The 12,880-nt window shown below is 40.8% G+C and carries 12 protein-coding genes; 4 read left to right on the top strand and 8 right to left on the bottom strand.

Features of this window, described 5'->3' with window-relative positions; genetic code table 11:
* Window position 1 precedes the first annotated feature (1 nt).
* The 4 genes from ACVC7T_RS01825 (at window position 2) to ACVC7T_RS01810 (ending at window position 4,799) form a co-directional block, all read left to right on the top strand.
* Window positions 2-736: a hypothetical protein gene (locus ACVC7T_RS01825; protein ID WP_394733406.1), complete on the top strand. Its 735-nt coding sequence runs from the start codon at window positions 2-4 to the stop codon at window positions 734-736.
* 9 nt (window positions 737-745) lie between these two features.
* A complete protein-coding gene (locus ACVC7T_RS01820) occupies window positions 746-2,611 on the top strand; it encodes a zinc-ribbon domain-containing protein (RefSeq protein WP_394733407.1) in 1,866 nt (621 codons plus the stop codon).
* A 399-nt stretch (window positions 2,612-3,010) separates the two neighbouring features.
* Window positions 3,011-4,081, top strand: a complete 1,071-nt coding sequence (xerS, locus tag ACVC7T_RS01815) for a tyrosine recombinase XerS (protein WP_105110182.1) — start codon at window positions 3,011-3,013, stop codon at window positions 4,079-4,081.
* A gap of 94 nt (window positions 4,082-4,175) precedes the next feature.
* Window positions 4,176-4,799 carry a YczE/YyaS/YitT family protein gene (locus ACVC7T_RS01810; RefSeq protein ID WP_105123301.1) on the top strand — a complete coding sequence of 208 codons (624 nt, stop codon included), beginning with the start codon at window positions 4,176-4,178 and terminating at the stop codon, window positions 4,797-4,799.
* A gap of 98 nt (window positions 4,800-4,897) precedes the next feature.
* Here ACVC7T_RS01810 and ACVC7T_RS01805 read toward each other — a convergent pair whose 3' ends face one another.
* The 8 genes from ACVC7T_RS01805 to ACVC7T_RS01770 all read right to left on the bottom strand — a co-directional run bounded on the left by ACVC7T_RS01805 (window position 4,898) and on the right by ACVC7T_RS01770 (window position 12,880).
* Window positions 4,898-6,190, bottom strand: coding sequence for a hypothetical protein (locus ACVC7T_RS01805; RefSeq protein ID WP_447262367.1), 1,293 nt, complete (start codon window positions 6,188-6,190; stop codon window positions 4,898-4,900).
* A gap of 167 nt (window positions 6,191-6,357) precedes the next feature.
* The gene (locus ACVC7T_RS01800) at window positions 6,358-7,863 is read right to left on the bottom strand and encodes a phosphomannomutase/phosphoglucomutase (RefSeq protein WP_105123299.1); all 1,506 of its coding nucleotides are present in this window, start codon (window positions 7,861-7,863) and stop codon (window positions 6,358-6,360) included.
* A 60-nt stretch (window positions 7,864-7,923) separates the two neighbouring features.
* Complete coding sequence (locus ACVC7T_RS01795; protein WP_447262366.1) at window positions 7,924-8,865, bottom strand: sensor histidine kinase; 942 nt, start codon at window positions 8,863-8,865, stop codon at window positions 7,924-7,926.
* Window positions 8,862-9,527, bottom strand: coding sequence for a DNA-binding response regulator (locus tag ACVC7T_RS01790; protein ID WP_447262365.1), 666 nt, complete (start codon window positions 9,525-9,527; stop codon window positions 8,862-8,864). Before ACVC7T_RS01790 ends, ACVC7T_RS01795 begins: the two co-directional genes overlap by 4 nt.
* Window positions 9,528-9,568: 41 nt before the next feature.
* Complete coding sequence (locus tag ACVC7T_RS01785; RefSeq protein ID WP_024418294.1) at window positions 9,569-9,835, bottom strand: type II toxin-antitoxin system RelE family toxin; 267 nt, start codon at window positions 9,833-9,835, stop codon at window positions 9,569-9,571.
* On the bottom strand, window positions 9,825-10,064 hold the full coding sequence (gene relB, locus ACVC7T_RS01780) for a type II toxin-antitoxin system RelB family antitoxin (RefSeq protein WP_024418295.1): 240 nt from the start codon (window positions 10,062-10,064) through the stop codon (window positions 9,825-9,827). The genes ACVC7T_RS01785 and relB overlap by 11 nt, the downstream gene beginning before the upstream one ends.
* Window positions 10,065-10,156: 92 nt before the next feature.
* On the bottom strand, window positions 10,157-12,127 hold the full coding sequence (locus ACVC7T_RS01775) for an FtsX-like permease family protein (protein ID WP_447262364.1): 1,971 nt from the start codon (window positions 12,125-12,127) through the stop codon (window positions 10,157-10,159).
* Window positions 12,128-12,880, bottom strand: a complete 753-nt coding sequence (locus ACVC7T_RS01770; protein WP_172074648.1) for an ABC transporter ATP-binding protein — start codon at window positions 12,878-12,880, stop codon at window positions 12,128-12,130.

The raw sequence follows: 12,880 nt of genomic DNA, 5'->3' as shown, positions 1-12,880 counted from the left end.
TATGGCTCGACTAAAGGCAATCATGGATGAGGAATTAGTGGAGTATTTCGAACAATACTTGGCTGAACACTGTCTATATGACATCAAACTTTTTAAAATCCCAAATTTTGGAGACTATATCAGAGAAAATGGTTTTCCGCAAGTTGCCGATACAACGATTAGAAGGAATAAAGTATTTAGAAAAGCTTTAGATATTAGAAAAAAAGAGCAGGTAGATGAACAATACCAAGCCGTTATTACCTACAAGACTTTAGATGTCGAGAGTTTCATGCGCACTAATCGGACTCCAAGCTCTATAAAAGCCGCTCTGATAGAGCTAAATCAACACTACAAAAGGATTGCAGAAGCTGCCCTATCATACAGAGATCAGGTTGAAAGTTTAAAAACTCAGATTAAAGAGTTAAGGAAATTGTTTCAAAATTCAAACTCAGAAAAAATCTCCATTGAGAAGATCAAAAGTGATATAAAAGAGCTTCAAAAAGAAAATAAATCGCTTCGAGACCTCATCCAAGCCAGTGTTTACCCTGCAATAGCTAATGAATTATTAAAGGCAGAAGGGCTTCTGCAATACGATGGAGGAATCATTTTTTCCGATTATCTTGAAGAAAATATTCTAACTGCTGACAGCATAATTGACTTTTCTAGCGGGGAAGTAAAAAGTAAAGAAGAAAATCCTGCTATGGCCAAAAAAGTAGTCAGCATAAAAAGTTTACTAGATGATAGAACAAATTACTAGGAGTATAATATGATTGAAGTAATAAAAAATGTGCCTAGCTTATTAGTTTTTTGGGATTATGATTACAACAATTATTTGAATATCTCCACAACTAGAGTAACTAGTCGGCAACAAGTTAGGTGGCTTTGCCCTAATTGTCAACATAATTGGGAAGCAAGTGTGTATCAGACATATTTGCAAAGTCAAAAAACTAAAGACTTTTGCCCGTGCTGCCAATTGGGGAAAATTCTGGTTAAAGATAAAAACAGCATCTTAACTGTATTCCCTGAAATAGTTAATTATCTAAATTTTTCTAGAGCAAACAAAGAGCTATTACTTGAAAGTTTGCAAGGCGAAATTTTTGCTTCTAAATTGATACTAAATTACACATGTCCAACCTGCCGCTGGAGTTGGCGTGATTATGCTATGAGTTCTCGATTGTTCCAAAATCAAGATAAAAAACTCTATCACAAGAATTGTAATGAGTTCTCAAGTAGCTATTATTACAAGGAGGTTTATCCTAACTTATCAAAAATATATTGCAATGAGACAAACGAAATTCCGTTTGAGGAGTTAAAACTAAACCATAATATCACCGTGCCATTAAATTGGTGTTGTGACAAGTGTAACAATCAATATAATTTACCTATAGAGGGAATGCTAAAAAGAATTATGCGTTCTGGCTCTTATTGTCATTCATGTCATGCTACTTTTAAAGATGTGGTTAACAAACAGACAGAAGTAGCACCATTGACTTTTCTTACTCCTGAATTAGCAGAAGAATGGTCAAATAAAAACTCAATATCTGTTTACCAAGTTGATAAACTATCCGACCTTGAAATTGAATGGTCTTGTTCAACCTGTAAGGGCGTTTATTATTGCCGTGTCTATGAAAGAGATAAGCATTCTTGCCCATATTGTAATGATTACAAATTACTAAAAGATTTTAACTCCTTAAATGTCACACACCCTTATCTAGCTAACTTTTGGAGTTCAAATAATCCTGGTGAATTACAAGACTACTGGCAGTATGACAAAAGATTATTAAATTGGAGATGTCCTTGTTGCCAAATAGATTTTCAATGTAGTGCTTCAGAAATGGTTTCTAGAACGACAATTGAAAATCAAAACTTTCAAACCTGCCCTAATAACTGTGACTGGATAAAGGAAATTTTCAATAACGACTTTCTTTCAGACTATCCGACATTATTAGAAGAATGGAGTGACCGAAATCAAATACCTGTACAGTTAGCCACGACATTTATCGAAACCCAGAAATATTGGTGGAGATGTAAAAAATGCCAAGGTGAATACCAATGCTCTATTCCAATTAGAAAAGAGACAGAGTTATGTTGCCCATATTGTAGCAACGAACAGCCGTTAGAAGGCTATAATACCTTAATGGATGTTTATCCAGAATTGGCTAAAGTGTGGGACTCAAACAACAAATTTAAGACCAATCAAATCATCCCAAGTGTTACAGAAAAACGAATGATGCAATGGCATTGTAATACCTGCCAGTATGATTTTGAAGAGCGATTAAACGTTGTTTTAAAACGTTATCTGAGCTCGGTGAAGCCAAATTTAGAAAATATCTGTCCAAATTGCACTGAAATTCAAGAATTCAGCAAAATTAACAGTTTTCTGAAAGACCATCCTGAGCTAGAAAACGAATGGGATGCCTTAAACAATATCCTCATGCCAAACCCCAAAAGCCTAACAGTTGATAGCAAAATTAGAGTTTGGTGGATTTGTCAGGAAAATAATAAACACAGGTATAAAATGTCAATCCAAGATAGAATCAAATGCAAAACAAGATCAAAACAGCCTTGCATAATCTGCAAAGGCCTTCGAAGAAAACGAGAGCATTTTGTACCTTTTAGTAAGTTTATATAAAGTTATACACGGCATCAAGGTGAGCCGTGTTTTTATGATTTAAAAATTGGGAAAAATGTACATTTGAAAAATTTCCAGTTTAGACGTAAAATGCAAGGAAAAGGAGCAAAAATGTACAAATGGGCGATTGTCAGTTTACCGTGTAAAATACAGGTTTTTGAGGTAAAATGTACACTAAAAAATTTTTTTGTTATTTGGTTGAAAATCTATATAACATCTTTCCGAAAAACTATAATTTTCTTGAAACTTATATAAAACTATGGTATACTACTGGTATGATAACTAGAAAAAATTTTTGCCGAAAAAATGTATTTTATAATTTCGAAATAAATGTGAAGGCTGAAAATTCTTCCAAAATACAATACTTAATTTTAAATAAAATATCTCGGAGAAATCATCATGCGTCGTGAATTATTATTGGAAAAAATTGAGGAATTGAAAGAAATCATGCCTTGGTATGTCTTGGATTATTACCAATCCAAGTTGGCGGTTCCCTATAGTTTTACAACCCTTTATGAATACCTCAAAGAATATCGTCGTTTTTTTGAGTGGTTACAGGATTCAGATTTGGTATCTGTGGAACGGATTGCTGATATTCCGTTGGATATTCTGGAACATTTGACCAAAAAAGATATGGAAGCCTTCATTCTTTATCTGCGGGAGCGTCCCTTACTGAACGCCAATACCACGCAGAATGGTGTGTCGCAGACCACCATAAACCGCACTCTATCGGCACTTTCTAGTCTCTTCAAGTATTTAACCGAAGAAGTGGAAAATGATCAGGGTGAGCCCTACTTCTACCGTAATGTCATGAAAAAGGTGTCGACCAAGAAGAAAAAAGAAACCTTGGCTGCCCGGGCGGAAAATATCAAGCAGAAACTCTTTTTGGGCGACGAGACCATGGAATTTCTGGAATACGTGGACACAGAATACGAAAATAAACTCTCCAACCGTGCAAAATCTTCTTTCCGAAAAAATAAGGAGCGTGATTTAGCCATTCTTGCCCTGCTCTTGGCCTCTGGCGTCCGTCTGTCTGAGGCCGTCAATTTGGACCTCAAGGATGTTAATCTGAAATTGATGATTATCGAAGTCACTCGAAAAGGTGGTAAACGGGATTCTGTTAATATTGCTGGCTTTGCCAAGCCCTATCTGGAAGCCTATATGACCATCCGGCAGCAACGCTACAAGGCAGAAAAGACTGACGTCGCATTCTTTCTTTCCGAATATCGTGGGATACCCAATCGCATGGATGCCTCTTCTATTGAAAAAATGGTTGCCAAGTATTCGGCTGATTTCAAAATTCGTGTAACGCCCCACAAACTCCGCCACACACTTGCGACCAGACTCTATGATGCAACCAAGTCGCAGGTCTTGGTCAGCCATCAACTGGGGCATGCCAATACGCAAGTTACTGATTTGTATACCCATATTGTCAATGATGAGCAAAAAAATGCATTGGATAAACTGTGATTTACATAATTTATTTTATGCAAACATAAATAACAAATCTACTAATTAGTGAGTTAATGCTTGATTTTTGTCGATATTGTATTAAAATATAATTATGAAAATCGTAAAATTTGTTATTGGAATCACAATCATGGCCATTGCTGTTGCCATGTCAAAAATATCCCTGCTCGGCACATCGCCGATTGCTGCTGTGCCCAACGTCGTCTCAGAATCTATGGGTTCATCCATCGGTCTGAACACGGCGCTCTTCTTAGCCCTGCTAGTTGTTATTCAGCTCGTCTTGGCTAGTCCAAAGAAGATGAGCGAGGCAATTCCTTACCTCATTCAGTTAATACCCGGAACCTTGTTTGGCTTGTTTATTAACTTTTTCTACGGTCTGCTCGCTCCAATCTTGTCCAGTAAATCTTATCCAGTCCAGTTGATTGTCTTGATTATCTCTGTCTTTATCTTGGCAATCGGTGTCATTGTTGAGGTCAATGCGGATACGATTGTCATGCCGGGCGAAGGGTTGCCCAAAACAATTGCCCAAGTGACCAATAAACCATTTTCTAGCGTCAAATTGGCCTGTGATATTGGAATGGTTGTAACAGCGCTTCTTCTCTCTTTCCTCTTTGGTAATCCATTTTTAGGAATTCGCGAAGGAACAATTATTGCCATGCTCTTCACTGGACCAATTATCTCGCTCTTGCAACAACTTGCTTTCAGAAGAAAAAAATGAGGTTGGACTACCAATCTCATTTTTCTATGCCAATTTTCTAATCGGAATTTACTACTAAAAACAAGACCAGGAAATCCTAGGATCGTTTAGCTTCATTCTTAAAATCGTTTTTCAACAGTTTCATCGCTGAAGGTTTTGCTATTGTTGCCCAGTGCAGCGACTTTACCATCCACTGCGACTTGGTCTAAACGACCGCCATCTTCCATAGTGACAGTTGTAACATTATCACCGTGGCTAAGGATAGAGCCTTTGACATGAAGTTCATGAAGGTAACCGCCATCTTTGATAGAAAAGGCATAGGCTGGAAGATCCACGTTGACACCTTTTACAAGAGATTGGCCAACACCACCGTGGGTTGTAATATCGCCTTCAATATACAGTTCACCGACTTCTTTGGAAATTTGAATACCAACAGCACCGTCATTGTAGGTATTGATTTCAGCAAAATGACCGACTTTCAAGGTACCATCGTATTGATTGTAGGCGCGAGCTCCGACACCGTAGGTAGAAATGGCTTTTTTTGCTTGGAAATCATTGACAGTACCGAAGTTTACGAAACCAACACCAGATTGACCGTAGGAAATAACTTCATCTTCTACGACCCATTTGTCAACAGTTCCCCAAGCATCCAAGACCATGTCATTGACGCCGTAAGTAACGGTTTTACCGAGCTGATACAATTCGTGAACATGGGCACCATAGACAACAAAGACACCACCGGTGATGAAATCTGCCGCACCTTGAGGAAGGAGACCAGTAGAATAAACTGAACCCAAGACCATTTTATCCATCACAACTTGACCACCAGCATCATTGAAACCTGAAACAAAGACACCAGATCCGATGACAGGTTGACCGTCTTGACCGACGTTCAATTCACTGATAGCTGCTGTAATCTTACTGTTAGCATCGGGGTTAAAATTGTAAAGGGTATAAGCACCTTGCAGGACGTTTACGCCATATTTTTGTGGTTGCTCAAGGTAGGTGCGCGTATCTGCTTTGCGAACCAAGACGTTGTGTGTGTCGACATGTGCAGTCATGGTTGGTGCACGGAAAATCATTGAAATTTGACCGTCCACGATCAAGTTTATAAGTGAAATCTGACCAAAGTTGTCACGAACTTGTTGTGGCACAAGTGAAATAGCTTTCTTATCTTGAAGAGCTGAGATTGTTAAATCAGAAATCTTAGCATCGCCTTTCAAGATAAAACCATCAGAATGTGAAAAGAATACAGTTGGCAGAACGCCATTTTCTTGTGCTTGACCTTTGATGTCGATACCAGCTGGAAGATAGATGGAACTTGCAAAAGTCATGGTACGTGTGATAACAATTTCTTTTTCATTATTGTCCAAAGCGTTAATTAATTGAGTAGGATTTGAAACGAGTGTCATGTTAAGTACCTCACTTTCTTTCTGTAATCCTATTTTATCACTAATTATTGATAAGTCAAGAATTTTGTGTAAAAATTTAAGAAAAAATCTTGTAAATGTTTCTAAAACTGCTTAAAACTAGCCAGAAAAACACCAAAAAGCCAACCAAGTGGCTGACTTTCATCTAATTATGCTAATTCTTTTAATTTGGTCTGATTAACAGCTGGATAGCCGTCCAAGAATTCAGACAAACGTTTCAAAATGCTCGGCATATAACCTGATTGGTCGTTTTCAATTTGAAGGACCAGGAGCGGTTCGTGGAGACTCATGCGGAGAAGGAACCAGCCGTCTCCATAAGGGTCTGTTACATCAAATCGCACTCCTTCTTCATTCTCTGGATTGAAAATAAAACCGGCAATGGATGTCGCTTGCAAGTCGGCAATGACTTGCTCACCTAGAGCGCGATAATCCTCAACTTCCAACTTAAAGCGCACTTCCTGCGTTTCTAAAGGTTGTTTCAGCTGTGCAATCAAATCATCCAGGGACTTGCCATCCTTTTGCAACTGAGGCAGAAGCATGAGAATTTTGGCAGCCACATAGGTACCGTCATCCAAGAAATAATTTTCCTTAAAGGCTGCATGACCTGACGTCTCGATAGCCAATTGACAATCTACACCAGCTTGGTTGGCAGCAATGGCGCGATTGATCACATTACGATAACCTGAAATATAGCGAATTTGCTTGCCACCCAGACTTTCGATAAAATCTTTTAGGTGTTCTGAGGTTGGGGAATTGGTCACAATACTCGTACCCGGATGCTCGGACAAGGTAATTTGAGCCAAGACAGCAATTAGATTGTTACGGTTGAGAATTTGTCCTGACTTGGTAACCAAGGCAGCGCGGTCCACATCTGTATCAAATATAATGCCTAAGTCGGCACCTTGTTTAAGTACTGCTTGACGAATACTTTCCATGGCCTCTTTGTTGTCGGGATTTGGGACATGATTAGGGAAGGTGCCGTTCGGTTCTAAAAACTGTGAACCCGTTGTATCAGCTCCCAGCTCGGCCAAAACTTTTTCCGCAAAGAAACCGCCTGCACCATTTCCAGCATCGACGATGATATTGAGTCCGGTCAACGGCTTGTCTTGACCATCGCAGGCTGTACGAATCTTATCAACCAAATCTTGGGCATAAGGCGTAATCAGATCCGCATGGGTCAGACTTCCCAGACTTAAGGCTGGGAATGCCTCCGTATGCGACAAGATATAGTCAATATCCTCGTGTTCCGCTCCGCCATTTTGCGAAAAAATCTTGAGACCATTAAAATAATAAGGCAGATGGCTGGCAGTAATCATCACCCCTGCGTGGCAGGCAAACTGCGGATACTGGGTGCTCATGAAGAGAGCTGGCGTTGTGGCCATACCAAAGTCAATCACCTGAACCCCCAGACCAACAGCTTCTTCGATAAAAGCATCTGCCAAATCTGGACCGCTCAGACGGCTATCACGACCGATACCAATGGTCAATTTTCCTTCTTTATAGAGCGTGGACAATTCCTGATTTTGGGTCAGCCAATGAATCAACCCTCTAACAATTTCCTTGGTTGCTTGGGGCGTCAATTTAACAGCATATTCGTCAGTAGCAATGGCAATCCCGCGAATGTCGGATCCATTTTGCAAAACATGATGAGACATAAAAAACCTCCAATGAAATACTATCCTTAGTATAGCACTTTTGGAGGCGGTTGCAAACTCTTAATCTGATTTAAATATCCGCACATTTGTCCCAACTTCAACCTGACTGTCCACATCAATATCTAATTCTAGCTGGTGCAAGACGCGCTTGGTGAGATAGAGCCCAAAACCAGTGGCTTTCTGGTGTTCACGTCCATTATAGCCCGTAAAACCTTCGTCAAAAAGGCGCGGAATATCCTCGGGCAAAATGCCTAATCCTGTATCAGAAATCGTGATTCCCTTGTCCAAGGCAATGGTCACTGAACCACCCATTTTGTTATATTTCAGGGCATTGTCTAAGACTTGCGATAGGGCAAAACTCAGCCACTTGCGGTCTGTTTTCAGCTGCCAATCTCCATCTATAGCGACACTTATCTCGCGTTGCAGAAATTGTTGCCGGTATTTCTTGACCAAATCCACCACTACTTCTCTCACTTGGACCATTTCAAAGCGAAAATCCGAAGCTTGATTGGACAACTTGAGATAATTGAGTAAATTAGCCATGTAATTGTCCAAGCGCAGCAATTGTTGGTCAACATCTGCCTGATGTAAATTGTCCGTCTGGCTCATGAGGGACAGGGCAGCCAGAGGCACTTTCATTTGGTGAGACCAGAGTTTGACCATAGCTTGCAGGTCTTCTTCTCGTGACTTATAGACCAAAAGCTGTTCACGTGTCGCCTCCTTCTCTGCCTCAATCAAGTTGAGATAGGCAAGGTCAACAGGCTTATTAAGCAGGGGCAAGGCTTCCTCATGAACATAGTCTTCCAAGGCTCTCATGCGGTTGCGAAACTTCCAGAACAGGCCTACAGTCAGTAGGATTAAGAGGGTTAGGGACAATAGCAGAGCGTTTTGCAGGAATTCGGTGGGCAGTTGATAGAGAAAGAAGAGCAAGATAAAACTAGTAGATAGAACAATGTAGGAGAAGTAAAAACTACGGAATTCACGGATAAATTTTGCTATCATTTGACCAAGTACCCCACTCCCCGCACCGTATGAATGCGGTCAAAACCCAGTTCACCTGTTTTCTTGCGTAGTCGGGTCATATTGACATTGAGTGTATTTTGGTCGATAAATTCTTCGTTCTCCCACAAGCTTTCCAACAAGATTTCCTTGCTAACAATCTGCCCTTGTCTTTCTAGCAAGGCAGACAAAATCTTGGTTTCCGTAGGTGAAAGTTGAACCTGGTCCGATTTGTTTGAAAATCGCCCATCTAAACTAAGTTGAAACTGGTCAATTGACAAATCGGTTGATTTGCTGAATTGATTGACCCGACGCAGAAAGGCACCGATTTTGGCATCCAAAATCCCCAGAGAAAACGGCTTAGACACAAAATCATCGCCACCCATGTTCATAGCCATGACCGCATTCATCTCATCATCGCTAGAGGAGATAAAGATAATCGGCATGGTCATGGTTTTACGAATTTCAGTCGTCCAGTAAAAACCGTTGTAATAGGGTAGGCTAATGTCCATCAGCACCAAGTCTGGTTTGATTTCCGCCACTTCCTGACTGACAGCTCGGAAATTCTGCACGCTTTCTACCTGATAAGATTTTCCCAAATGCTGCTTCAAGAGTTGGACAATCATCTCATCATCTTCAACAATATAAATCTTCTCTTTTTTCATCTTCTTCATTCTGCAAAAGCCAGGACACAAGTCTTGGCTTTTTATTTATATACTTCTTTTCGATGCCCGACTTCAAGGGCTGTTACGATCAATTTATCATCCTCAATGCTGACAATGACCCTGTAATTACCGATACGGTACCGCCATTGGCCAGAACGATTGGCAGTCAAGGCTTTTCCGTATTGTCTGGGGTTGTCACACCCATCAATATGCTTATAAAGATACCGTAAAATCAAACTTGCAGCAGTTTTATCCAACTTTCGAATTTGCTTTTGAGCCTTAGCGGACAAAATAACCTTATAACTCAATGCCCAACTCCTCAGCCATTTGTTCTAGTGTTATTGGCTCAATTCCTTTTGCTAAGTCTGCTTGGTATTCTGCCCAAGCAATATCTGCCACACGCGCATCGTACTCGTCTTCAAGGGCTTCAAGGGTTTTAGTCCGAATGAGTTCTGACAAACTCACACCTTCAAACTTTGCCATAGCTTGCATAAAGAGTTTGTCCTGCTCAGAAACTTTCAATGTGATAGCCGCCATTTTTCTTACCTCTTTTAGTATTCCTTTGGTATTACCATTGTAACACCATTTCCCTGAAAAAGCAAGAAATCTCGCACAAGGCGAGACTTCTGCTACCGTTCAATAATACGATAATAGGTTCGGCTGGTCCACTTGTAAATGACAAAGTAAATCAGAGCGACTGCCAGTAGGGTAATTCCGCTGACGGTATAAATCATAAGCGAAGAGGTGACACCAAAGGTCAATAGCATTTGCTTAAGCATAACAAGAGAAATCACGAAATGCAAGGTCGCCATGACCAAAGGCATAAAGAAGACAATAAGTATTTGGGAGTTAATGGTCTTTTTGACCGCTGTTGCACTCATGCCCACTTCTTGTAAAATCTTGTAGGATTTCTTGTCCTCATGCCCTTCCGAATACTGCTTGTAGTAGATAATCAGGGCTGCACCCAGTAGGAAACTAATTCCCAGCAAGAAACCAGTGAAGAGGAAACCGCCTGTAAAGCCCATCTGTAAATTGTTGAAATCTGATTTTTGCATAGCATATCCTAGGAATTCTCCGTTTGCATCGTTGATATTATAAGAGTCCCCAGCTTGCTCACCAATCGAAGCAACCTCTTCATCAGTCAAGTCGGTAAAGACACGGTAGTCCAGACTGACTGTATACCCTTGCGGATTATTGGACTCGTAATACTCACGAACAGCATCCAACACAGTGTCATCACTGACTACCATAACGGCGGCATTTAGCGTATTGTAGTTGTCTGGGAAAATAGCCTGGTCAAGATTGGCTACATTCTCAAAGGTTTGCTCGCCCAAAACAAGCTTCTTAAGCGATGGCTTTTCACTCGGACGCATAAAGACCACTTGATTGGCAACAAGCTCTGGCAGGTCATTCCCCAATTTCCTGAAATCAACTTGGGTGATGAAGTAGGTAAAGGCCATTTTGCTAAAGTCTGGATTGGCAATGGTTTCTGGGCTAATGACAATCTCTTCGCCACCATCATAGACTAGACCAGCTTGATAGGTCAGGTAGGAAAGACTGTCATTAGCTTTTTCTGGAAAATGGCTGAGCACCGATTGCTGATAGGCAGCTTCACCTTGACTTCTATCCGAAACTTTATAGGTAATAGATGTTTCCTTGGGATATAGTGCACCTGTCATACTGCTCATACCTGTATAAAGGGAGGTTGTGGTCGCAATGGTCACAAAGGCCATGACCGCAAGTAGCGTAATATTGGCCAAACCCGTTGCGTGCTGCTTCATCCGGAAAATCATCTGCGAAGTCGTAATGAAATGCTCTGGCGTATAGAAATACCGTTTGTTTTTCCGACGAGCCTTCAAATACCAAGTCATAAAACTGATGTAGAACAGATAGGTACCCGCAATGACAAAGAGCACTGCGATGAAGAAACGATAGATGACAACTAACCCTGCTGCTTTCGATGAAAGTGATAGGTAGTATCCAACACCCAGTCCCACTACACCAAGGGCAGCCAGAAGGACATTGCCTTTTGGCTCCTTCTCCCCCTTCTCGCTGGCACGGAACAAAATCAGTGGACTGGTCTTGCCAATGGTCCGAATGGCCAGCAATTCCAAGAGAAAGAAGATACCAGCAAAGAGAAAGGCGGTCATGACAAAGGCCAGAGGGTCTATTCCAAAATGCAAATCACTATAATGCGTTATATTGACAAAAATCAAGTAGAGAACATTTGAAAACACACCTGCTAAGACAGAACCAAGAACCACAACTAGCAAGAAAATCATCATCAATTCTAGGCTGGCTATCAAGGCTACTTTTTTCTTGTTCATCCCCAGCATGTTATAGAGACCAAATTCCCTCGCCCGTTGTTTCATCAGGAAATTAAAACTATAAATCTCCATAATGACCGAGAAAATGGTCAGAACAACAACACCAAGACCGATAGAAACGGCACCAGAGCCCATGGTCTTCATAACTGGACTCAGCATGAGTAAGAACATGGAACAAATCAGAGTAAATAGCACAAGACTGGCTAAAACGAAGGGAGCAAACACACCCATGGATTTTCGGATATTTTGCCCAGCAAGTTTGAGGTAAAACATCTACTCACCCCCTAAAAGTGCAGACATATTGAGCGAAATTTCCTTGGCAAAGTCTTGATTGCTCTTGCCTGCCTTGTATAGTTGATGGAAAATGCGACCGTCCTTGATAAAGAGAACCCGTTTGGCATGACTGGCTGCGTTGGCTGAGTGAGTCACCATGAGAATAGTTTGTCCGTCTAAGTTGATGTCTTCAAACAAATTCAGCAAGTCTTCCGAATTGCGGTAATCTAGGGCAGCTGTCGGTTCGTCCGCTAGGACAATCTGTGGCTGGGTAATCAAACTACGAGCAATGGCCACGCGCTGCTTTTGTCCACCAGAAAGTTCAAAAGGACGTTTTTTCAGCAAATCTTGAATCCGCAGTTTTGGCGCCAAAACTTTCAAACGTTTTTCCATTTCCTCATAGCCAGTACGTGCCAATACCAGAGGTAAAAAGATATTGTCTTGGATGGACAGGGTATCCAAGAGATTAAAATCTTGGAAAACAAAACCTAGATTACGCAAACGGAAATCTGCCAGCTTGCTTTCCTTGATACTGGTGATGTCTTGATTGTTCAAGAGAACAGATCCCCTCGTCGGCTTGTCCAAGGTTGCTAGAATATTGAGTAAGGTCGTTTTACCAGAACCACTTTCGCCCATAATTGCAATGAATTCACCCTTATCGACTTTGAAGTCCACATCTTGAAGGGCACGCGTTTCCTCTTTTGAAAAACGTGTGCGGTAAACTTTTTCTAAATGATTGATTTCTAATAACAT

Source organism: Streptococcus sp. P25B114 (assembly GCF_053010325.1).
This window is presented reverse-complemented; position numbering and strand designations above follow the sequence as displayed.